Annotated in this window: 19 protein-coding genes and 1 pseudogene; 18 read left to right on the top strand and 2 right to left on the bottom strand. The window is 70.3% G+C overall.

The features are described 5' to 3' along the window. Window positions 1-82 precede the first annotated feature (82 nt). Together AB0305_RS13755 and AB0305_RS13760 are read right to left on the bottom strand one after the other, a co-directional pair. Window positions 83-1,177, bottom strand: a complete 1,095-nt coding sequence (locus AB0305_RS13755) for a polyprenyl synthetase family protein (RefSeq protein WP_364137862.1) — start codon at window positions 1,175-1,177, stop codon at window positions 83-85. Then, on the bottom strand, window positions 1,174-1,698 hold the full coding sequence (locus AB0305_RS13760; protein ID WP_290258196.1) for a hypothetical protein: 525 nt from the start codon (window positions 1,696-1,698) through the stop codon (window positions 1,174-1,176). The genes AB0305_RS13755 and AB0305_RS13760 overlap by 4 nt, the downstream gene beginning before the upstream one ends. 149 nt (window positions 1,699-1,847) lie before the next feature. Between AB0305_RS13760 and dinB the strand changes: the two genes are divergently transcribed. The 18 genes and pseudogenes from dinB to sepF all read left to right on the top strand — a co-directional run bounded on the left by dinB (window position 1,848) and on the right by sepF (window position 22,834). Next, complete coding sequence (dinB, locus tag AB0305_RS13765; RefSeq protein WP_364137964.1) at window positions 1,848-3,035, top strand: DNA polymerase IV; 1,188 nt, start codon at window positions 1,848-1,850, stop codon at window positions 3,033-3,035. Between the two features lie 274 nt (window positions 3,036-3,309). Further along, on the top strand, window positions 3,310-3,684 hold the full coding sequence (locus AB0305_RS13770; protein ID WP_290258195.1) for a DUF3040 domain-containing protein: 375 nt from the start codon (window positions 3,310-3,312) through the stop codon (window positions 3,682-3,684). Between the two features lie 332 nt (window positions 3,685-4,016). Continuing rightward, window positions 4,017-4,445, top strand: coding sequence for a division/cell wall cluster transcriptional repressor MraZ (mraZ, locus tag AB0305_RS13775; protein ID WP_290258194.1), 429 nt, complete (start codon window positions 4,017-4,019; stop codon window positions 4,443-4,445). A gap of 171 nt (window positions 4,446-4,616) precedes the next feature. Further along, window positions 4,617-5,618: a 16S rRNA (cytosine(1402)-N(4))-methyltransferase RsmH gene (rsmH, locus tag AB0305_RS13780; protein ID WP_364137859.1), complete on the top strand. Its 1,002-nt coding sequence runs from the start codon at window positions 4,617-4,619 to the stop codon at window positions 5,616-5,618. After that, complete coding sequence (locus AB0305_RS13785) at window positions 5,615-6,328, top strand: hypothetical protein (RefSeq protein WP_364137857.1); 714 nt, start codon at window positions 5,615-5,617, stop codon at window positions 6,326-6,328. Before rsmH ends, AB0305_RS13785 begins: the two co-directional genes overlap by 4 nt. 55 nt (window positions 6,329-6,383) lie before the next feature. Then, entirely contained in the window at window positions 6,384-8,186 is a 1,803-nt protein-coding gene (locus AB0305_RS13790; protein WP_364137855.1) for a penicillin-binding protein 2, read from the top strand. A 107-nt stretch (window positions 8,187-8,293) separates the two neighbouring features. Beyond that, window positions 8,294-10,036 carry a UDP-N-acetylmuramoyl-L-alanyl-D-glutamate--2,6-diaminopimelate ligase gene (locus AB0305_RS13795; RefSeq protein WP_364137853.1) on the top strand — a complete coding sequence of 581 codons (1,743 nt, stop codon included), beginning with the start codon at window positions 8,294-8,296 and terminating at the stop codon, window positions 10,034-10,036. A gap of 6 nt (window positions 10,037-10,042) precedes the next feature. Then, the gene (gene murF, locus AB0305_RS13800) at window positions 10,043-11,539 is read left to right on the top strand and encodes a UDP-N-acetylmuramoyl-tripeptide--D-alanyl-D-alanine ligase (RefSeq protein ID WP_364137851.1); all 1,497 of its coding nucleotides are present in this window, start codon (window positions 10,043-10,045) and stop codon (window positions 11,537-11,539) included. Beyond that, a complete protein-coding gene (gene mraY, locus AB0305_RS13805; protein ID WP_364137849.1) occupies window positions 11,536-12,645 on the top strand; it encodes a phospho-N-acetylmuramoyl-pentapeptide-transferase in 1,110 nt (369 codons plus the stop codon). Before murF ends, mraY begins: the two co-directional genes overlap by 4 nt. After that, entirely contained in the window at window positions 12,627-14,228 is a 1,602-nt protein-coding gene (murD, locus tag AB0305_RS13810; protein WP_364137847.1) for a UDP-N-acetylmuramoyl-L-alanine--D-glutamate ligase, read from the top strand. Before mraY ends, murD begins: the two co-directional genes overlap by 19 nt. Window positions 14,229-14,230: 2 nt before the next feature. Continuing rightward, a pseudogene (gene ftsW, locus AB0305_RS13815) lies at window positions 14,231-15,469 on the top strand (putative lipid II flippase FtsW); the annotation flags it as partial. 305 nt (window positions 15,470-15,774) lie between these two features. Next, on the top strand, window positions 15,775-16,929 hold the full coding sequence (murG, locus tag AB0305_RS13820; protein ID WP_364137845.1) for an undecaprenyldiphospho-muramoylpentapeptide beta-N-acetylglucosaminyltransferase: 1,155 nt from the start codon (window positions 15,775-15,777) through the stop codon (window positions 16,927-16,929). A gap of 26 nt (window positions 16,930-16,955) precedes the next feature. Then, complete coding sequence (murC, locus tag AB0305_RS13825; protein ID WP_366173193.1) at window positions 16,956-18,320, top strand: UDP-N-acetylmuramate--L-alanine ligase; 1,365 nt, start codon at window positions 16,956-16,958, stop codon at window positions 18,318-18,320. Continuing rightward, on the top strand, window positions 18,313-19,230 hold the full coding sequence (locus AB0305_RS13830) for an FtsQ-type POTRA domain-containing protein (protein WP_364137841.1): 918 nt from the start codon (window positions 18,313-18,315) through the stop codon (window positions 19,228-19,230). Before murC ends, AB0305_RS13830 begins: the two co-directional genes overlap by 8 nt. 202 nt (window positions 19,231-19,432) lie before the next feature. After that, complete coding sequence (gene ftsZ / locus AB0305_RS13835) at window positions 19,433-20,647, top strand: cell division protein FtsZ (protein ID WP_364137839.1); 1,215 nt, start codon at window positions 19,433-19,435, stop codon at window positions 20,645-20,647. A 136-nt stretch (window positions 20,648-20,783) separates the two neighbouring features. After that, window positions 20,784-21,503 carry a polyphenol oxidase family protein gene (locus AB0305_RS13840; protein ID WP_364137837.1) on the top strand — a complete coding sequence of 240 codons (720 nt, stop codon included), beginning with the start codon at window positions 20,784-20,786 and terminating at the stop codon, window positions 21,501-21,503. Next, entirely contained in the window at window positions 21,500-22,246 is a 747-nt protein-coding gene (locus AB0305_RS13845) for a YggS family pyridoxal phosphate-dependent enzyme (protein WP_364137835.1), read from the top strand. The genes AB0305_RS13840 and AB0305_RS13845 overlap by 4 nt, the downstream gene beginning before the upstream one ends. A 57-nt stretch (window positions 22,247-22,303) precedes the next feature. Next, on the top strand, window positions 22,304-22,834 hold the full coding sequence (gene sepF / locus AB0305_RS13850; protein ID WP_290258180.1) for a cell division protein SepF: 531 nt from the start codon (window positions 22,304-22,306) through the stop codon (window positions 22,832-22,834). Window positions 22,835-22,964: the final 130 nt, after the last annotated feature.

Here is a 22,964-nt window from a genome sequence, read left to right on the forward strand (position 1 = left end):
GCCTTCGCTTTTTTGTTGCCGCTGCTGTTGCCGCTGCTGATGTCGGTGCTGCTGCTGTCGCCGTTATTGCCGCTAACGCGCGTCAGGCCGCGCGGCTGACGGCGGCCTCGGCGAGCCGTCGCAGGGCCGTCTTCGGCAGCTCGTCCAGTTCCAGCGACTCCAGCGCGCCGAAGGCGGCCTGGCCGAATTCCTCGATCAGCGTCTCGGTGGCCTGCAGGGCCCCGCACTCGACGATGATGCGGCGGATCTCCTCGACGTCGTCGTCCCCCAGACCCGGACTGCCCAGGCGGGCGTCGATGAACCCGGACTCCTCGGGGGTGGCCATCTCCAGGGCGAAGGCCACCAGAACGGTGCGCTTGCCCTCGCGGAGGTCATCGCCCGCGGGCTTGCCGGTGGTCACCGGGTCGCCGAACACGCCCAAGACGTCGTCGCGCAGCTGGAAGGCCTCTCCGAGCGGCAGGGCGAAGGCCGAGTACCCGCGCAGCAGGGCATCGGTGGCGCCGGCAAGCGCACCGCCCAGTGCCAGCGGATGCTCAGTGGAGTATTTTGCGGACTTGAACCGGATGATGGACTGCGCCCGGCTGACGGCCCCGGCCCGGTCGCGGCGCGGCCCGGCGACCTCCTCGAGGATGTCCAGGTACTGGCCCGCCATGACCTCGGCGCGCATCAGGTTGAAGATGAGCCGGGCCCGGCTGCCGGCGGCGGCGCGGTTGCCGATCTCGGTGAAGGATTCCTCGCTGAAGGACAGGCACAGGTCGCCGGTGAGGATGGCGGCGGCGTGGCCGAAGCGTTCGGGATCGAGGGCCCAGCCCTGCTCGCCGTGCAGTTCACTGAAGCGGCGGTGCACGCTGGGGCCGCCGCGCCGGGTGTCGGAGCGGTCAATGATGTCGTCGTGGATCAGCGCCGCGGCCTGGAACAGCTCCAGCGCCGAGCCCGCGGTGATCACCTCGGCGGAGGCGGCGTCTCCGCCGGCGCCCCGCCAGCCCCAATAGCACATCAGCGCCCGGAGCCGCTTGCCACCGGTGACCAGGTTGGAGATGGACCCCATCAGGGGGTCGATGTCCGGCGAGATGGTTGACATGATCGCGGCCCGCCCCGTCAGGAACTCGGTGAGCTTCCCGGCCACGGCGGCAACGTAGGCGGCCTGTTCGTCCCGGAGTTGTTCGGCCAGGCTCACTTGACGGACCCGGGGGCGACGTTGGCGCCGATGGTGAAGGTGGACACCCCGGAGGCCTCGACGACGGCGAGGTTAACGGTCTCGTTGTCGCCCCGGACGAAGTCCTTGGACGCCACGGCGCCGACCTTCTCGCCCGGGACGGCCTTGAACCCCTGGCCCTCCAGCTGCTGGGTGTAATAGGCCACGACGTCGGAGGACGGCGCAGATACCTTGCCCACCAGGGCGACGGTGGCGGGGGAGCCGGTCTTGTCGAAGCTGCTGGATTCCACCTTGGCGTTCGGCATCAGCGGCAGGAGCTGCTGCGGGAAGCCGGCCACCAGGGCACCCACGGTGGCGGAGGTGCCCGGCGTGGCGGACGGGCTCGGGGAGGCGGTGACGGAGGCAGTGGCGGTGGGTGCCGGAGCGGCCGCCGAGGATGCGGCCGGCGTTCCCGCCCCGGAGGTGCAGGCCGTCAGGGCCAGCAGGGCCCCTGCCGCGGCGACTGCGGCCACGGCCCGTGTACGCTCTCCAATTACCTTCACGAAGACATTCCTCCTGGTGTTGATGCCGGATCCAGCCTCCAGTTTAGTCAGGCCCTGCGGCTAGGATTGATCCGGTGGGGCAGGAGAGCGGCAGCAGTGCCGGAACGGGCAGCGGATCATTCGGCGGAACGGCGTTTAGCGCGGATGCGCTGCGTGAGCTGCGCGGCAGCAGCATCCTGCACGTGGACATGGATGCCTTCTTCGTCTCGGTGGAGCTCCGGACCCGGCCCGAACTCAAGGGCAAGCCGGTGATCGTCGGTTACCCCGGGGAACGGTCCGTCGTCCTCTCTGCCTCCTACGAGGCACGCAAGTTCGGCGTCAAGTCGGCCATGCCGATGGCCCTCGCCGCACGGATGTGCCCGGCCGCGGTCATCATCGAACCCCGCCACAAGCTCTACTACGAAGTGTCCGGGCAGATCATGGCCATCTTCGGCTCGATCACCGACCTGGTGGAACCGCTCAGCGTCGACGAGGCGTTCCTCGACGTCGGCGGCGCCATCCGCCGGCTGGGCCCGCCACGGGAGATCGGCGCCCTGATCCGACGCCGGGTCTCGGCCGAGCTAGGCATCACCGCCTCCGTTGGCATCGCCGCCAGCAAGTTCGTGGCAAAGATTGCCTCCACCCGCTGCAAGCCGGACGGGCTGCTGCTGATCGCCCCGGAGGAGACCGTGCCCTATCTCCACACCCTGCCGGTCAACGCGCTCTGGGGCGTGGGCGCCAAGACGGTCGAGGTCCTGGCCCGAATGGGGATCCGCACCGTGGCCGATGTTGCCGCCACCCCGCTGCCCTCGCTGCGGAAAATCCTCGGCGCAACCGGCGAACACGTCCACCGGCTCTCGTGGGGCATCGACCCGCGGCCGGTCACACCGGTCCGGCTGGAGAAGAGCATCGGCGCAGAGGAGACATTCGCCGTGGACACCACCGACGCGGCCCTGCTGCACCGCGAGCTGCTGCGCCTCTCCCACCGGACCGCGGGACGGCTCCGGAGCGCCGGGATGCACGCGCGGACCGTCGCGCTCAAGCTGCGCTACGCCGACTTCTCCACCATTACCCGTAGCCGGACCGTCAGCACCCCGCTGGACAGCGCCCAGCTGCTCTACGGCGTGGCGGTGCAGTTGCTCGACTCGGTCGGGGACCGCCCCATGGCCGTCCGCCTCATCGGCATCCGGGCCGAACAGCTGGAGGAGGCCGCGCAGGCGCCGCTGCAGTTGAGCCTCGACCGGCGGGACGACAACTGGCGCGCCGCCGAGCAGGCCCTGGATAAGGTGACCCGGAAATTCGGCGCCAGCTCGGTCCTTCCGGCCCGCCTGCTGGACCCGTCGCCGGGTACGGACTGACCACGCGGCGGAGACCCGGACGGGGCGTTGCCGGAGGACTTTCGGCGTCTTTCAGAACGGGCCCCGACAAACTATCCTTATTTATACGTAGATTTCGAACGGCTGGATGGAACGTTCGGACTGCCGGCTGTGTCAGGGGAAGCGGCCGTGAACGGCCTCGAGGGTGCCAGTCGTCCGATGGTGGACGACGGGAACCGACGGGGAGTTCCGGACGTTGGGCAGGTAGGACAGGGCCGCGTCAGATCCGGACGTTGGCCGATTAAAGGAGGTCGTGATGCCGCTCTCGGAGCACGAACAGAAGTTGCTTGAGCAACTTGAGAAGCAGCTGCACGAGGACGATCCCAAGTTTGCCAGTTCCATGGGATCGGACCCGGTCCGCTCCTGGTCCACCCGGCACCTGGTGATCGGAATCCTCGGCACCCTCGCCGGCGTCCTCCTGCTGTTGCTCGGCGTCTCGTTGCAGAACATCATCGTCGGGGTCCTCGGCTTCGTGGTGATGGGCGGCGGCGTCTATTACGCCACCATGCGCAACGGCGGCGTCAAGGCCAAGACCGGGGGAGCACCCCGCAAACCCGGCAAGCCCCGCAGTTCATTCATGAGCAACCTCGAGGAACGCTGGGAAGAACGGCACCGCGGCGGGGACGCCTGACCACAGACCCTGCTCCACTCCGCTCCACCGGCACCGCCTCCACTTCACACCACCGGTACCCGGTTTCCGCGACCAAGGCCCGCTTCGGCGGGCCTTTCGCCTTTTAACCCACCTTTTGGTCCCCACCCGGCCCCTTTTGCCCTCCACCGCGCCCCACTTTGGCTCCTTCCCTTTGTTGGCGCGGGACACCGCCAGAAAAAATGTGTCGAAATTGTGGCCAAAAGGCCGGAATGTCGTTGACGGGGGAGTGAAGTGGAGTAATGTGGAGCGCGTAAGAGGGTAGTGGCAGCACAGGGGACGTTCGGCTTCCAAGAACAGACGGGTGGTGGGCCGTGTTTCTCGGCACTCATTCACCACGCCTGGACGAGAAGGGCCGCATCATCCTGCCGGCAAAGTTCCGCGAGGAACTGGCCGGGGGGCTGGTTCTCACAAGGGGCCAGGAACGTTGCATCTACGTCTTCAGTGAGGCGGAATTCGGCCGGGTTCACGAGCAGATGCGGGAGGCTCCACTGTCCTCCAAGCAGGCCCGTGACTACATCCGCGTTTTCCTCTCTGGAGCCTCGGACGAGGTACCTGACAAGCAGGGGCGCGTGACGATTCCGCCGGCGCTCCGGGAGTACGCAGGACTCGGCAGGGAGCTGGCCGTCATCGGCGCCGGCACCCGCGCGGAGATCTGGGACGCCCAGGCCTGGAACGAGTACCTGGCTGAGAAGGAAACCGCCTTCTCGGAAACCGACGACGCCATCCCGGGGATTCTCTAGCCCCCGGTGCCGCAGCCGCACCACCGCTTCTTGATCGAGATCTCCAGCCGCCCATCCCGCACCCACCTGGCTCACTTCCCCGGAGCCAGGCGGACCGCAGGATAGGCGCGGATGGGGATCTGGACCAAGAAGCACCCCTCCAGTACCGCCAACCCAGGAAAGGACGCAGGCATGAGTGACGACTCAAACCAGGCGAAGCCTACGTCCGAACGCCATGTACCGGTCCTCAAGGACCGGTGCATCAATTTGTTGGCCCCGGGATTCGACGCGGCCCGGCGCCGGGGCGAGACGCCCGTCGTCGTGGACGCGACGCTCGGGATGGGCGGCCACTCGGAAGCGATGCTGCAGCGGTTCCCGGACCTGCACCTGATCGGCATCGACCGGGACGAGGAAGCCCTCGCCCTGGCGGGGGAGCGGCTCGCCCCGTTTGCCGACCGCACCGACCTGGTCCACGCGGTCTACGACGAGATCGCCGAGGTGATCGAGGACCTCGGCTTCAGTGAGGTCCACGGCGTCCTGATGGACCTCGGAGTCTCCTCCCTGCAGCTGGACGAACGGGACCGGGGCTTCGCCTACTCCTTCGACGCGCCGCTGGACATGCGGATGGACACCAGCCGCGGGATCACCGCGGCCGACGTCGTCAATACCTACAGCGAAGAGGACCTGGTCCGGATCATCCGCAAGTGGGGCGAGGAGAAGTTCGCCGGCCGGATCGCCAACCGGATCGTCGCCGCCCGCGCCGAGCGTCCCTTCACCACCACCGCCCAGCTGGTCGACACCATCCGCGCCGTCGTCCCCGCCGGTGCCGCAAAGTCCGGCGGACACCCGGCCAAGCGGACCTTCCAGGCCCTGCGCATCGAGGTCAACGAGGAACTCGACGTGCTGGAACGCGCCATCCCCGCCGCCGTGGCCTCGATCGCCCTCGGCGGCCGGGTCGTCGTGATGTCCTACCACTCGCTGGAAGACAAGATCGTCAAGTCCGTCTTCCAGGCCGGCTCGAAGTCCTCCGCGCCCCTGGGCTTCCCGGTGGAGCTCGAGGAGCACAAGCCGGAACTGAAAACCCTGACGAAGGGCACCGAGGTGCCCACCGCCGCCGAAATCGCCGAAAACCCACGCGCAGCCTCCGCCAGGCTCCGCGCCGTGGAACGCATCAAAGCCAGGAGAGACGCATGAGCGCTGCCGCCGCCACCACGTACCCCGTGTCCACCGCTGCGACGGCGCGAGCACTGCCGGAACTCCAGCCGGGGCAGCCGGCCCGGAAGAACCGCACCCCGCTCTCGGTGGTCCGGTCCGTTCCGCGACGCCGCCGGGCACCGTTCGTCGTCATGTGCTTCGGCCTGCTGGCCCTGGCCCTGATGGCCGTGCTGGTGCTGAACATCTCCGTCTCCTCCGCCCAGTACCAGCTGGTGGAACTGCGGGCGAAGCAGAACACGCTGACCAAGCAGAACCAGGACCTCACCCAGCAGGTGCAGAACTACGACGCCCCGCAGAACCTGGCCGCCAAGGCCACGGAGCTGGGCATGGTGGCCTCCACCGCCAAGGGCCAGATCGACCTGTCCACGCTTTCGGTCACCGGCAAGGCCAAGCCCGCGGCGAAGTCGGACGCGCCCTCGGCCGTGATCGCCGCCCCGGCCATCGCCGGCCAGGTCGCCGTCGTCCCCGCGCCGTCCGCCCAGGATCCGCTCGCCAACCGCAAGCCGGCCGACAGCACCGCCGCCGCGGCTTCCGCCACCGACGCCGCCGCGAAGACCGCGGCCGACGCAGCCGCGGCAGCCAAGCAGGCGGCGGAACAGGCGGCAGCCAAGGCCGCCGCGGCCGCGCCCGCCGTCGAACTGCACGGCGGCTCCATCCCGGCGCCGGCCCAGAAGACCCCCGGCAAGTAGCCCCGGCCGGTAACGGACAGGACCACCCCGCACCGCCGACCAGCAAGGAAGTACCGTGGCGCAGAACACCGGCAAGGCACGCTCATCCCGGACCTCGAGCGCCACCCGGCGGCTGCGGATCGGGCTCTGCCTGATGCTCGCTCTGCTGCTGGTGGTGGGCGCCAAGCTCTTCCTGGTCCAGGGCCTGGACATGGGCGGCATGGCCGAGGCGGCACTGAAGAACCGGCTCACGCCCACGGTGCTTCCGGCCGAGCGCGGCAAGATCCTCGACGCCTCCGGCAACGTCCTGGCCAGCAGCGTCATCCGGTACAACGTGGTGGTGGACCAGACCGTCAACACCACCACCGCCACCTTCCCCCGGCTCGAGACGGTGGACGGCAAGGACACGGTCGTCAAGATCCCGCGGGACCAAGGCATCGAGGAACTCGCCAACGTCCTCGGCATGAAAAAGGACGACGTCAAGAATGCCCTGACCGGCACCCAGCGCTACTACATCGTGGCCAAGGACATCCGGCCCGACGTCGAGGACCGGATCTCCAAACTGCAGATCCCGGGCCTGGCCTCGGAGGGCACCAGCAAGCGCGTCTACCCCAACGGCTCGGTGGCCGGCGGGATCGTCGGCTTCCTCAAGGACGGCACGACCGGCCAGGCCGGCCTCGAACAGACCCAGGACGACGTGCTGAAGGGCACCCCGGGCAAGCGCGTCTTCGAGATCGGCGCCGACGGCCTGCGCATCCCGGTGGGTGTGGACCAGCTGACCCCCGCCGTCAACGGCAAGGACGTCAAGCTGACCCTGAACTCGGACCTGCAGTACTTCGCCCAGCAGGCCATCCAGAGCCAGAAGGATAAGCTCAGCGCCGAGTGGGGGATCATCGTCATCTCCGACGTGAAGAACGGCAACATCATCGCCATGGCGGACACCAACGCCCCGGACCCCAACGACCCGGGCAAGGTTGACGCCAAGGACCGCGGCGTCCGCGCCGTCACCGCCGCCTACGAGCCCGGCTCGGTGGAGAAGATGATCACCGCCGCCTCGGCGATCGAGGAGGGCACCTCCCACCCGCTGGACACCTACACCGTCCCGCCGACCTACACCGTGGACGGGCAGACCTTCTCCGACGCGTTCGAGCACGGCACCGAGCAACGGACCCTCGCCGGGATCGTGGGCTACTCGATGAACACCGGCACCGTGATGGTCGGCCAGAAGCTGAGCAAGGAAAAGCGGCACGACTGGCTGCAGAAGTTCGGCATCGGCGAGGCCCCGGACATCGGCCTGCCCGCCGAAACCCCCGGCATCCTCACCCCCGCGGACCAGTGGGACGGCCGGCAGCAGTACACCGTCCTCTTCGGCCAGGGCGTGGCGCAGTCCACCCTGCAAACAGTGCGGGCCTACCAGAGCATCGCCAACGACGGCGTCATGCTCCAGCCCCGCCTGATCGACAGCTACATCGACCCGGACGGCCACGAGGAAAAGGTCCCCGCCAAGGACAGCCGGCAGGTGGTCAGCAAGGACACCGCCAAGCAGGTCCGGGACATCCTGGAGAGCGCCGTGACCGAGGGCGAGATCAAGGACGCGGCGATCGACGGTTACCGGGTGGGCGCCAAGACCGGCACCTCCGAGTCCCCGTGCGACGACGGCAAGCCCGGTTTCTGCGGCTACACGGCCTCCATGGTGGGGATGGCGCCGATGGACGATCCGCGGTTTATTGTTGAAGTGGTCCTGCAGCGGCCCAAGGGCAGCATCTACGGCATCACCAACGGGCCCGTTTTCCGGTCCGTGATGGGCCAGACGCTGCGGACCTACAACGTCCAGCCCTCCACCGGCGCGCCGGTCAGGCTGCCGCAGTACGCCAAGTAGCACACGAGACCACCAGCCAGCAGCACGTTATTCACGCAGCCGGGCCTGGGTGCGGGGCAATCCTCCGCGCGCAGCGCGCGCTGCCCGCACCACCGACGGAGAACCCCTTGTCAGACCCCACCGCCCAGGATCAGGCCGCCGAGAACGAGGGCCGGGCCGCCGCCGCGGCGTTCCGCCCGGCCGCCGTCGCCCCCGTGCCCCTGGAAACCCTTGGCGGCTGGATCGGCGTCGTGGTTCCGGGCGCCTCGGCCGCGGTCGACATCACCGGCATCTCGCTGAACTCCCGCTCGGTGCGGCCGGGGGACCTCTACGTCGCGCTGCCCGGTGCGACCCGGCACGGGGCCGACTTCGTCGCCCAGGCCGTGGATGCCGGGGCCGTCGCCGTGCTGACCGACGACGCCGGCGCGCGGCTGCTGGCGCTCTCAAACGACGTTCCCGTGCCCGTGCTGGTCACCCCCGAGCCGCGGGCCCTGGTGGGCAAGCTCTCCGCGCTGATCTACCGCAGCCGCCCCGAGCGGGCCACCGGGCAGGGCGTTGAAAGTCACGGCGCTGACAGCCACCGCACTGGAGAAGGCACCGCAAACCCGGCGCCGGCGCTGTACGGCGTCACCGGCACCAACGGCAAGACCACCACCACGTACTTCACTAACGCCCTGTTGCGCGCCCTGGGGCGGCGCCCCGGTCTGATCGGCACCATCGAGATCCTGGCCGGCGGCGAGCCGATCCCCAGCCTGCTGACTACCCCGGAGTCCACGGACGTGCACGCCCTGCTGGCGCTCATGCGCGAACGCGGCCTCGACGCGGCCTCCATGGAGGTCTCCTCGCACGCCATCGCCTTCCACCGCGTCGACGGGGTGGACTTCGACGTCGCCGGCTTCACCAACCTGACCCAGGACCACCTGGACCTGCACGGGACCATGGAGGAGTACTTCCAGACCAAGGCCCGGCTGTTCACGCCCGAACTGGCCCGCGCCGCCGTGGTCACGGTCGACGACGAATGGGGCCGCAGGCTCGCCGGCCTCGCCGCCGGGGCCGGCCTGCCGGTCACCACGCTGGCCACAAACGCCGGCACGGAACCCGACACCTCAGGGAATGACGCCGGCCCCGACGCCGACTGGACCGTCACCGGGACCACCCCGCGCGGGCTCGGCACCGACTTCGTGCTCCGGCACCGGAACGGCGCGGTCCTCACCGTCCAAACCGGCCTGCCGGGCGCCTTCAACGTCGCCAACGCGGCCCTGGCCACCGTCATGGTCCTGGCCGGCGGCGCCACCGTCGAGGAGGTGCAGGCCGCCCTCGACGCCGCCGACCCGTTCACCGTCGCCGTGCCCGGCCGCATGCAACTGGTCGCCACCGAGCCTGCCGCCGTCGTCGACTTCGCCCACAACCCCGACGCACTCGAACGCGCCCTCGCCGCCGTCCGCTCCCCGGAGCCCGGCTCCAAGGTGATCATCGTCTTCGGCGCCACCGGCCAGCGCGACCAGGGCAAGCGCCCCGCGATGGGCGCGATCGCCGCCCGACTGGCCGACGTCGTGATCGTCAGCGACGACGACCCGCACGACGAGGACGCCGCCGGCATCCGGGCCGACGTCCTGGCCGGCGCGCATGCCGCCGTCCGCGACGAGGCCCTGGCCAGCACCGTGCTTGAGGTCTTCCCCCGGGACGAGGCCATCCGCAAGGCCGCGGAGCTGGCCGCGCCGCACGACACCATCCTGGTGGCCGGCCGCGGGCACGAGGTCTGGCAGGAGGTCAAGGGCGTCAACCTGGCCCTCGATGACCGCGTGGAACTGCGCACCGCCTTGACAGCCCGGGGATTCACCGTTCTCGACGACCAGCGGATAGAGTCCTAAACCGAGATGATTGCATTTACCGCGGCGGAAATCGCCGACATAACCAACGGCCGGCTGGCCGCCGATCCGGAGCTCACGCCCGGGTCCGTGGTCACCGACTCCCGCGAAGCGACGCCGGGCTCCCTCTACGTGGCCAAGCCCGGTGAGGCCGCCGACGGGCACGACTTCGTCGCCGCCGCCTTCGACCGCGGCGCGGTCCTGGCGCTGGCCGAGCGCGACGTCTCCGACGCCGCCGGCAAGCCCTTCCCGGCCGTGATCGTCGAGGACGCGGTCCTTGCCATGGGCGCCCTCGCCGCCGAGGCCGTACGCCGGATCCGGCAGCACCGCGCCGCCGCCGGCGAGGACTTCACCGTGGTGGGCATCACCGGCTCCGCCGGCAAGACCACCACCAAGGACCTGCTGGCCGGCATCTTCTCCGGCTCCGGCGAAACCGTCGCGCCCCAGGGCTCCTACAACGGCGAGGTCGGCGTCCCGCTGACCGTCTTCAAGGCCGGCTTCGGCACCCGCTACCTCGTCATCGAAATGGGTGCCACCGGCGTCGGCCACATCACCTACCTCGCCGAAATGGTCCGCCCGGAGATCGGCGTCGTGCTCTGCGTCGGCACCGCCCACGCCGGCGAATTCGGCGGCGTCGAGAACATCGCCCGCGCCAAGGGCGAAATGGTCGAGGGCCTCTCGGCCGACGGCACCGCCGTGCTCAACCTCGACGACCCCCGCGTTGCGGCCATGGCCGCCAGGACCCAGGCCACCGTGCTGGGCTTCTCCGCCGAATCCGGGCAGACCGGCGCGGGCGTCCTCGCCACCAACGTCGAGCTCAACGCCGGCGGCAGCCCCGAATTCGACCTCGTGCTGCCCGACGGCGGCACGCACCACGTCTCCGCCCGCCTGATCGGCGCCCACCACCTGACCAACCTGCTGGCCGCCGCGTCCGCCGCGTTCGCCGCCGGCATCCCCGGCGCGCAGATCGCCGCGTCCCTCAGCAGCCAGACCGCCGCAAGCCGCTGGCGGATGGAACGCACCGAACGGGCCGACGGCGTCACCATCATCAACGACGCCTACAACGCCAACCCCGAGTCGATGCGGGCCGCGCTCCGCACCCTGGCCGACCTCGGCCGCGGCCGGCGCACCTGGGCCGTACTCGGCGCCATGCTGGAACTGGGCGAGGACTCCATCCGCGAGCACACCGCCGTCGGCACCCAGGTGGTCCGGCTCAACATCTCCCGGCTCCTGGTGATCGGCCGGGAAGCCCGTGCCCTCTACGTCTCCGCCGTCAACGAGGGTTCCTGGGGCGACGAGTGCATCTTCGCCGAGGACGTCGAGGAGGCCTTCGGGATCCTCCAGGCCGAGCTCGAACCCGGCGACCTGGTCCTCTTCAAATCCTCCAACAGCATTGGCCTGCGCCACCTGGGGGACCGGATAGCATTAGCTGCACCGGCGCCGGACGCCGCCCCGGGCACCGGCCCGGACGCCACCCCTGCCACCGACGGGAGCACCCTGCCGTGATCGCACTGCTGATGGGCTCCGGACTGGCACTGCTGCTGTCCTTCCTCGGTACCCCGCTCTTCATCCGCTTCCTGGTCCGCAAGGGCTACGGGCAGTTCATCCGCGACGACGGCCCCACCTCGCACCACACCAAGCGCGGCACCCCCACCATGGGCGGCGCCGTCGTGGTGGTGGGCGTGCTGATCGCCTACTTCGCCACGCACCTGGTGATGTGGTGGATGAACCCGGCCTCGCCGGGACCCACCGCCTCGGCCATGCTCCTGCTCTTCCTCATGGTGGGCATGGGCCTGGTGGGCTTCCTGGATGACTTCATCAAGATCTCCGCCCAGCGCAGCCTGGGCCTGAACGCCAAGGCCAAGCTCATCCTCCAGGCCGCGGTCGGCATCATCTTCGCCGTCCTCGCCCTGACCTTCCCGGACGAGAACGGAGTCACCCCTGCGTCGTACCAAATCTCCCTTGTCCGCGACATTCCCTGGCTCAACCTCGCCTTCGGCGGCACCGTGGTGGGAGCGATCCTGTTCGTCCTCTGGTCCAACCTGATCGTCACCGCCGCGACCAATGGCGTGAACCTCACCGACGGCCTGGACGGCCTCGCCGCCGGCGCCTCCGTGATGGTCTTCGGCGCCTACACGCTGATCGGGATCTGGCAGAGCAACCAGTCCTGCGGCTCGCCCCGGCAGGCCGGCGGCGGCTGCTACACCGTCCGCGACCCGCTGGACCTGGCCCTGCTGGCGGCCATCCTCAGCGCGGCCCTGGTGGGCTTCCTCTGGTGGAACACCTCCCCGGCCAAGATCTTCATGGGAGACACCGGCTCGCTCGCGATCGGCGGCGCCGTGGCCGGCTTCGCCATCCTGTCCCGCACCGAACTGCTGCTGGCCTTCATCGGCGGCCTGTTCGTCCTGATCACCCTCTCGGTCATCATCCAGGTGGGCTACTTCAAGATCACCAAGGGCAAGCGGTTCTTCAAGATGGCGCCGCTGCAGCACCACTTCGAACTCAAGGGCTGGGCCGAGGTCACGGTCGTGGTCCGGTTCTGGATCCTCTGCGGACTGTTCGTCGCCGCCGGCCTCGGCATCTTCTACGCGGAATGGGTGGTACTGCTGTGATCGGCACGATTCCCGAACCCCTCGCCAGCTCGCCCCGGCTGGACGGGCTCACCAGCTGGGACGCCGACTGGGCCGGCCTGCGCGTGGTGGTGACCGGCATCGGCATCTCCGGCTTCGCCGCCGCGGACACCCTGATCGAACTGGGCGCACGCGTGGTGGTGGTGGACGCCGCCGAGACCCCCAAGGCCCTGGCCCAGGCGGACACACTGAAGATCGTCGGCGCGGCCGGCGTGCTGCTCGGCGAGGACGCCGTCAACTCCGTACCTACCGTGGACGGCCAGAAGCCGGACCTGATCGTCACGTCCCCGGGCTGGCGCCCGGACCAGGCCCTGCTCGCCGCCGCCGCGCGGGCGCACATCCCCATCTGGGGCGACGTCGAACTCGCCTGGCGGGTCCGCGTCCGTGAGGGCCGCAAGACCGCCGACTGGATCACCATCACCGGCACCAACGGCAAGACCACCACGGTGGGCCTGACCGAGTCGATGCTGCAGGCCGCCGGCCTGAAGGCGATCGCCGTCGGCAACGTGGGCACCCCCATCCTGGACGCGCTGCGCGACCCGGTGGACTACGACGTCTTCGCCGTGGAACTCTCCAGCTTCCAGCTGCACTGGAGCCACTCCATCTCCCCGGTGGCCAGCGTGTGCCTCAACGTCGCCGAGGACCACGTGGACTGGCACGGCTCCTACGACTCCTACCTCGCGGACAAGGCCAAGGTTTACGAACGGACCCAGAAGGCCTGCGTCTACAACGCCGAGCAGATCGAGACCGAGCGGATGGTCGAGGACGCCGACGTCGTCGAGGGCTGCCGTGCCGTCGCCTTCACCACCCTGACCCCGGCGATCAGCATGGTGGGCGTCGTCGAGGGCCTCCTCGTCGACCGCGCCTTCATCGCCGAACGCAAGGACAGCGCCGCCGAGCTCGCCGCCATGAGCGACCTCGGACCGGTGGCCCCGCGGCACATGGTGGCCAACGCCCTCGCCGCGGCCGCCCTGGTCCGGGCCTACGGGGTGGCGCCCGCCGCCGTCCGGGAGGGCCTGCAGAACTACCTCCCGGGAGACCACCGCATCCAGCCGGTCGCGAAGCAGGGCGGGGTGCTCTGGATCAACGACTCCAAGGCCACCAACCCGCACGCCGCTGCCGCCTCGCTGGCCGCGTTCGAGCACGTCATCTGGATCGCCGGCGGCCTGTCCAAGGGTGTGAATTACGACTCACTGGTGCGCGACAACGCCGCCAGGCTCAAGGCCGTGGTGCTGATCGGGGCCGACTCCTCGGACCTGCTGGCCTCGCTCGAGCGACACGCGCCGGATGTCCCGGTGATCGGCCACGCCAAGGGTGAGACTGAAAAGGAGCAGACTGCCGGACCGGCCGACGCCGACGCAGCCCCCTCGCCGATTTTTGGCGAGACTGTGATGGCCCAGGCCGTAGCGTCCGCCGCACAGCTGGCCGCCCCGGGGGACACTGTGCTCCTGGCCCCGGCAGCTGCGTCCATGGATCAGTTCTCTTCCTATGCTCACCGTGGCGACGCCTTCATCGAAGCTGTCCGCGAGCTCGTGGAAGGGCAGGCTCAGACCACCGAGGAGTAGCAATGGTCAGCACGCCCACCCGTCCCGCCACGGCAATCTCCGGCGGCACGGCCGCCGCCGGCCGCCTCCGCGGCTGGTACCGGATGTTCTGGTCCGCCCTCGAGGGCAACGGCCGGTCCCGGAACGGCTCCACCTACTACCTGATCCTTGGATCGACGCTGGCGCTCACGGCGATCGGCATCATGATGGTCCTCTCGGCCTCCAGCGTCGAGTCCATCGCCGCGGGGGAGTCACCCTATTCGGCGGCGCTGAAGCAGGGACTCTTCGCGGCGATCGGCGTCTTCGTCATGTTCGTCCTCTCCCGGGTGAACGTCGTCTGGCTCAAGCGCTTCGCCTGGCCGGCCATCTTCCTGGCCATCCTCCTGCTGGGCTTGGTGCTCCTGATCGGCCGCAGCACGTTGGGCAACCAGAACTGGATCGACGTCGGCCCCTTCACCTTCCAGCCCTCCGAGGCCGCAAAGCTGGCGCTGGCGCTCTGGATGGCCACGGTGCTGAACCGCAAGGCCGCGTTCCTCAGCCAGTGGCGGCACGTGGTTGTCCCCGTGGTATTCCCCGGCGCCGCCGCCATCCTGGGCCTGATCCTGGCCGGCAACGACCTCGGTACCGCCATGATCATCATGATCATCATGGCCGCCGGGCTGTTCTTCGCCGGGGTCCGGCTGTACCTGTTCGGGATCGCCGGCGTGGCGCTGGCGATCGGCACCGCCGTCCTGGCCGTGACCAGCCCCAACCGCATGTGCCGCATCCTCTCCTGGACCGGGCAGACCTGCTCCGACGGCTCGGACCTGAACTACCAGTCCACCAACGGCCTCTACGGACTGGCCTCCGGCGGCTGGTTCGGCGTGGGCCTGGGCCAGAGCCGGCAGAAATACAGCTGGATCCCCGAGGCCCATAACGACTTCATCTTCGCGATCATCGGCGAGGAACTCGGCCTCATCGGCACGATCGTAGTCCTGATCCTCTTCGCCGTCCTCGGCACCGCGATCTACCGCGTGGTGGTGGCCCAGCAGGACCTGTTCCACCGCGTCCTGGCCGGCGCCATCATGGTCTGGCTGCTGGGACAGGCAACGGTCAACATGGCCGTCGTTACCGGCCTGCTGCCCGTGATTGGCCTGCCGCTGCCGTTCATCTCCTATGGCGGCTCGGCGCTCCTCATGTCCCTCAGCGCCGTCGGCGTCGTCCTGTCCCTCGCACGGGCGCAGATGGCGCCGGACATGCAGCCCAAGGGTCTGCTCCGCTTCGGCCCCGCCGGGTTCACCCGGATCCTGCGCCGCAGGGTCGTGGCCCGGCGCGAGGGGGAGACGACGACGACGGCGACGGCGCCCGCCAAGTTCTCCACGGCGAGGCCTGCCGCCGCCAAAGCGGCCGCCCCCGCAACAGCCACCCGCAAGCCCCCGGGGACGAAGCAGGCAGACACTAAGCAAGCCGGCACGAAGCAAGCCGGCGCGAAGCCCGCCAGCCCGACCCCGACGGCGCCGGCCACCCGGCCCGCCGGCACCCGGACCCCCAGCCCCAAGAACCCCGCACGGAAGCGTACCCAGACCTGATGAAGACCCCACCGCCCCTCTCCGTCGTCCTGGCCGGCGGCGGCACCGCCGGCCACATCAGCCCGCTGCTGGCGATCGCCAACGCCGTCAAGGAGGCACGGCCGGACGCCGCCCTGCTGGCCGTCGGCACCCCCGGCGGCATGGAAACCCGGCTTGTGCCCGCCGCCGGGCTGGACCTCGCCACCGTGGACCGCGTGCCCTTCCCGCGCAAGCCGTCCAAGGCGCTCCTGCAGCTGCCGGGCAAGCTTGCCGGCGCCGTCCGGCAGGCCGGCGTCATCCTGGACGACGCCCGGGCCGATGTACTGGTGGGCGTCGGCGGCTACGTCTGCACTCCGCTCTACCTTGCGGCGTGGCGGCGAAAGATCCCCATCGTGGTCCACGAGGCCAACACCCGCCCGGGCCTGGCCAACCGGGTGGGCGCCCGCCTGAGCCGGCACGTCGCCGTTGCCTTCGCGGCCACCAGGCTGCGCGGCGCCCGCCACGTCGGCATGCCCATGCGCCGCGAGATCTCCGGGCTGGACCGGGCCGGCGCGCGCGCCGCTGCCCGCTCAGCGCTGGGTCTGGAGCAGGACAAGCCCACCCTGATCGTCACCGGGGGTTCCTCCGGCGCCCAGAGCATCAATCGGGCGATCGCCGCCGCTGCGGACGCCCTCGGCGCCGCCGGCATCCAGACGCTGCACATCACCGGCCGGGACAAAGCCGTCCACGACGCCCGGGGCCGCCTCCTCGAGGCACCGGGTTACCGCCAGGTCGAATACATCGACGGCATGGAACTCGCCTACGCCGCCGCCGACCTGCTGCTGGCCCGCGCGGGTGCCGCGACCGTCTGCGAGGTGGCCGCCGTCGGGCTCCCCGCGGTGTTCGTGCCGCTGCCCATCGGCAACGGCGAGCAGGCCCTAAACGCCGCCGGACTGGTCGACGCCGGGGCGGCGCTGCTGGTCGACGACGCCGCCTTCGACGCCGCGTGGATCACCGGCACCATCCTCCCGCTCCTGGGCGACCCGGCGCGGCTGGACCGGATGGCGCACGCGGCGGAGCAGTTCGGCATCCGCGACGCGGACCGGCGGATGGCCGCCCTGGTGCTCGAGGCCGCCGGCGCGGACACTACACATCCGGACCCGACCACAGACCCCACGACGCAGGACAAGCAGTGACCGGCACGGCAGGAAGCGGTAAAGCAATGGCACAGGAAACCGGCACCGGCCAGGCGGCCAAACGCACCCAGGAGTCGCTGGGGCGGGTCCACTTCATCGGCATCGGCGGCGTCGGCATGTCCGCCGTCGCCCGCATCATGGTGGCCCGCGGCGTGCCCGTCAGCGGCTCCGACGCCAAGGACCTACCGGTGATGGCCGACCTCGCCGCCGCCGGCGCCCGGATCGCCGTCGGCTACGACGCGGCAAACCTCGGCGACGCCCAGACCGTGGTGGCCGGGTCAGCGATCCGCGCCGACAACCCCGAACTGGCCGCCGCCAGGGCCGCCGGGCTCCCCGTGCTGCACCGCTCCGAGGCCCTAGCCGCCGCCATGGCCCGGGACACCGCCGTCGCGGTCGCCGGCACCCACGGCAAGTCCACCACCACCTCCATGATCACCGTGCTGCTGCAGGGCGCCGGCCTGGACCCCTCCTTCGCCATCGGCGCGAACGTCCCGGCGCTCGGCGTGAACGCCGCCTCCGGGTCCTCGCCGGTGTTCATCGCCGAGGCGGACGAATCCGATGCCTCATTCCTGAACTACCGCCCGCAGATCGAGGTGGTCACCAACGTCGAACCGGACCACCTGGACCACTACGGCACCGCCGAGGCCGTCTACGAATCCTTTGACCGCTTCACCGCCCTGCTTCCGGCCGACGGCCTGCTGGTCGCCTGCGCCGACGACGACGGCGCCCGGGACCTCGCCCGGCGCACCCGCGAACGCGGCACCACCCGCGTGCTCCTCTACGGCACCTCCCCGGAGTCCGACGTGATCCTGCACGACGGCGGCCGTGGCGCCCTCACGCTGGAGACCGTCACCGGACGCTACGACGTCGAACTCCAGGTCCCCGGCCGGCACAACGCGCTGAACGCCGCCGCCGCCGCGCTGGGAAACTTCACCGGCGCGGCCCGCCGCTTCGAGTACAAGGGCGAGGGCTGCGGCGTCCGCGTCTACGACGACTACGCCCACCACCCCACGGAGGTCCGCGCCGCCCTGGCCGCGGCCCGCTCGGTGGCCGGCGATCACCGGGTCCACGTGCTCTTCCAGCCGCACCTGTTCTCCCGGACCCGGGAATTCGCCCGGGAGTTCGCCGAGGCCCTCAACGCCGCGGACACCGCCTGGGTCCTGGACATCTACCCGGCCCGCGAAGACCCCATCCCCGGGGTCACCAGCCAGCTGATCGCCGACCACCTGGGCCCCAACGGGCACTTGGTGGGACCCGGCGCCGACGCGGTCCAGGCCGTGCTGGCCGCCGCAGGCCCCGGCGACATCGTCCTCACCGCCGGCGCCGGCGACGTCACCGCGTACGGGCCGCTGCTGGTGGAGGCGCTCACCGCCGGGATCCCCGGTGCCTAGCTCCCGCCGGCCCGGCTACCCGCCCGCGCCGCGCAGTTCGACTCAGCGTAGTTCGACTCAGGGCAGCCCAAACCAGGGCAGTTCGGGCCGGGACGGCGCCCCGGCGTCCCGCCCCGGCGTCATCTCGGCGACGAAGTCGGACCAGGGACCGGGCACGTCCGCGAGCCCGGCGCCGGAGCCGGCGCCCGGCAAGGTCCTGGCCTTCCCCGAACCGAAGGCCCGGCGGCGGCGCCGGATCGTCCTCGGCACCATCGCCGTCGTCGCGGTCCTGATCGCGGGGGTCATCGCCGCCGCCGTCTATTCGCCGTGGCTCGCAGTCCGCACGGTGACCGTGCAGGGCACCAGGATGCTCAGCCAGGACCAGATCCAGGCCGCGCTGGCACCGCTGCAGGGCAAGCCCCTGCCCCAGGTCAGCGACCGGGACGTCACCGCGCTGCTGCAGCCTCTGGTGCAGGTCAAGTCCGTGACCAGCCAGGCCCGGCCGCCGTCGACCCTGCAGGTGACCATCGTCGAGCGTGTCCCGGTGGCCCTGCTCAAGCAGGGCGAGGCCTTCCAGCTGGTGGACCCGGACGGGGTTCCGCTCGGAACCGCGCCGGATGCCGCGGCGGTGAAGCTTCCCGTCATCGACGGCGGGGGAGGGGCGCTGCCGCAGGACCTGTTCCACGCCATCACCGGCGTACTCGGCGCGCTGCCGCCGGACATCCTCGCCCGGCTCTCCGACGCCTCCGCCAAGTCCGTGGACGCCGTGGAACTGAAGCTCGTGGACGGGCAGACAATCGTCTGGGGGAACGCGGGGGAGAAGGACCTCAAGGCCCGGGTCCTGGCCGCCCTGCTGAAGGCGCCGGCGGACCCCAAGAACCCGGTCAAGGTCTACGACGTCAGCGTCCCGCGCCACCCCGTCACCCGCTGACGGCCGGCCGGGGAGATTCGCCATTTAGCCGGTATTAGCGCGACACGCTGAGCCGGTCATTGAATGTCCCCGGCCTAGCCAATAGCGTTCCAACTACGAGTTAGTTGACATAACTATAACCCTCAAGTCGAAGGTTAAGGTTAGCCTTTCAAGCTGGACTCCATCAGATTTCGCAATAGAACACGAACAAGGGACACGTAACGTGGCAGCTCCGCAGAATTACTTGGCCGTCATCAAGGTCGTCGGCATCGGCGGCGGTGGCGTGAACGCAGTCAACCGCATGATTGAGGTGGGACTTCGCGGCGTCGAATTCATCGCAATCAACACCGACGCGCAGGCGCTGCTGATGTCCGATGCCGACGTCAAGCTCGACGTCGGACGCGAGCTGACCCGTGGTCTCGGAGCCGGCGCGAACCCCGAGGTGGGCCGCCAGGCCGCCGAGGACCACGCCGATGAAATCGAAGAGGTGCTCCGCGGCGCGGACATGGTCTTCGTGACCGCCGGCGAAGGCGGCGGCACCGGCACCGGCGGCGCGCCCGTCGTGGCCCGCATCGCCCGGTCCCTCGGCGCCCTGACCATTGGCGTCGTCACCCGCCCGTTCACCTTCGAGGGCCGGCGCCGCGCCGGTTCCGCCGAGGCCGGCATCGACGCCCTGCGCGACGAGGTCGATACCCTCATCGTCATCCCGAACGACCGGCTGCTCTCGATCAGCGACCGCAACGTCTCGGTGCTGGACGCGTTCCGCTCCGCCGATCAGGTGCTGCTCTCCGGTGTCCAGGGCATCACGGACCTGATCACCACCCCCGGCCTGATCAACCTCGACTTCGCCGACGTCAAGTCCGTCATGCAGGGCGCCGGTTCGGCCCTGATGGGCATCGGCTCGGCCCGCGGCGAGGACCGTGCCGTCAAGGCAGCCGAGCTCGCCATCGCCTCGCCGCTGCTGGAGGCCTCGATCGACGGCGCCCACGGCGTCCTGCTCTCCATCCAGGGCGGGTCCGACCTGGGCCTGTTCGAAATCAACGAGGCGGCCCGCCTGGTGCAGGAGGTCGCGCACCCGGAGGCCAACATCATCTTCGGCGCCGTGATCGACGACGCCCTCGGCGACGAGGCCCGCGTCACCGTCATCGCCGCCGGCTTCGACGACGTCAAGGCGACCTCGCCGTCGATGGACCAGTCCCAGCCGGCCCCCGTGCGTCAGGCCGCACCGGCTCCCGCCCCGGCCCAGGCTCCGGCCTCCGCCCCGGCGCAGCCGATGCACGCCGGCGTCGGCGCTTCGGGCCTGAGCAGCTGGGGCCAGCAGCGTCCCGCCGCCGTACCCGCCGATTCGGGCTTCGACGTGGACCTGCCCTCGGTCGTGGAGCCGGACCTGTCCGGCCGCCACTCCGATGACCTGGACGTCCCCGACTTCCTGAAGTAGGCCACCGGCACCACCCGCAGTACCCAGCATGGCACCGCCCCGGCGGTGCCATGCTTCGTTGCGGGCGGGTACCGTGGTGGGAGCGGAGGACATCCGCTCACGAAAGACAGCAACAACCGGAACAGTGGTGAGATACGTGTTTTCCTGGCGGGCAGAGGTGAGCCCCGGCGTGTGGGTTGCCTTCACGAACGCGGCGGCCGGCAACCTGGCCCTGCACGTCGGCGACGACCCCGCCGAGGTGCGCAGGCGACGGCAGGACCTCGCGGCGGAGGCCGGCGTGGGCCCGGACGGGTTCTCCTTCATGAACCAGGTGCACGGCAACGACGTCGCCGAGATCCCCGCGGACGCCGGCCAGGGTGCCGCGCCCACCGCCGACGCCCTGGTCTCTGCCGGCGCGCCGCTGGCCGTGATGGTGGCGGACTGCGTGCCGGTCGTCCTCGTGGGGGAGCGGGCCGCGGAGGACGGCGCCGGAGCCCCGGCCCCCGTCTTCGGCGTCGCCCACGCCGGCCGTCCGGGCACCGCCGCCGGGGTCGTCCCCGCCGCCGTGGACCGGATGCGCGCCCTCGGTGCCGGGACGATCCGGGCCTGGATCGGCCCCTCCGTCTGCGGCCGCTGCTACGAGGTGCCCGCGGAGCTCCGCGAGGAGGTGGCCGCCGCCGTCCCCGCCACCTGGACCACCACCGTGCAGGGAACCCCCGGGCTCGACCTCCCCGCCGGGGTGCGGAGCCAGCTCGAGGCCGCCGGCGTCGAGGTCATGTACAACGGAGGCTGCACGCTCGAAGACCCTGAGCTCTTCTCCTACCGCCGGGACGCCTCCATCGGGCGCTTCGCCGGCCTGGTCTGGGCCGCGGCATGAGCGGAGCACCGGCCCCGGATCCCGGGGCGGATCCCCGCACCGCGCAGCTCTCCGAACGGCTCACCGCCGTCCGCCGGCGCATCGCCTCGGCCGCGGAGGCCGCCGGCCGTGGTGCCGACCTGCCCCAGCTGATCGTGGTCACCAAGTTCCACCCCGCCGCCGACGTGGCACGCCTGGCCTCCCTGGGCGTCACCGACGTCGGCGAAAACCGCGACCAGGAGGCCGCGGAGAAGGCGGCCGAACTTTCCGCCCTGGCCCTCCGCTGGCACTTCATCGGCCAGCTCCAGACCAACAAGGCCAAGTCCGTGGTCCGCTACGCCGCCGCCGTACACTCCGTGGACCGGCCGCAGCTGGCAACCGCCCTCGCCAAGGCAATCGCCGTAGAACAGGGCAGCACCGGCCGGGACGACCTCGACTGCTTCATCCAGGTCAGCTTGGCCGACGACGCCGACGGCAACCGCGGCGGCGCGCTGCCCGCGACTGTGCCGGAGCTCGCCGCCCAACTCGCCGACGCGCCCGGCCTTCGGCTGGCCGGCGTCATGGCCGTCGCACCGCTCGGCGCACCGCCCGAACCCGCGTTCGAAAAACTCGCCGGCATCGCCGCGGCGCTGCGCGCAGACTTTCCGCAGGCCAGCGGCATTTCCGCGGGAATGAGCCAGGACCTGGAGGCCGCGATCCGGCACGGGGCGACACACCTGCGAATTGGCTCCGATATTCTCGGTCCGCGTCCGGCCGTGCGGTAGGTTCAACGTATTGGAAGGTAATGGCGGGGCAATACTGACACGATTAGGAGTGGACCCATGGCTGGCGCTCTGCGCAAGACAATGATCTATCTTGGGCTCGCCGACGGCGATGAACACTACGAGTCTGACCATCACACCCCGCACAAGGATGAGGACGAACCTATGGAGCACGACCGCGAGGAGCGCCGCGCCCCGGCCCCCGTCCGCGAAGCCCCCCGGGAAGAGCCCTATGCCGCCGAAGAGGAATACCGCGCACCCGTGACACCCATCAAGCGAGCGGCCGCCAGCCGCGAAGAGACCTCCGGCCTCCGGCAGATCACCACGATCCACCCGCGGTCCTACAACGACGCGAAGCTGATCGGTGAGAGCTTCCGCGACGGCATCCCGGTGATCATGAACGTCACGGACATGGGGGAGGCGGACGCCAAGCGGCTGGTCGATTTCTCCGCCGGACTGGTCTTCGGCCTCCGGGGCAGCATCGAACGGGTCACCAACAAGGTGTTCCTGCTCTCGCCCTCCTACGTCGAGGTGATCGGCGACGACAAGAAGGCCAGCGAGACCACGGCCTCCTTCTTCAACCAAAGCTAGTCCCTGATTCCGGCGGGGCGGGCAGGGGGGAGCCCCATCCCCGGCGCGCCGCCCGCGTTTTTGTTGTGTAATATATGGGCGCCCCCCCGCCGGGACCCGGCGGGTTACGGAACGAAAATGGAGGAAGTGA

It is taken from the genome of Arthrobacter sp. NPDC080086, from assembly GCF_040702285.1.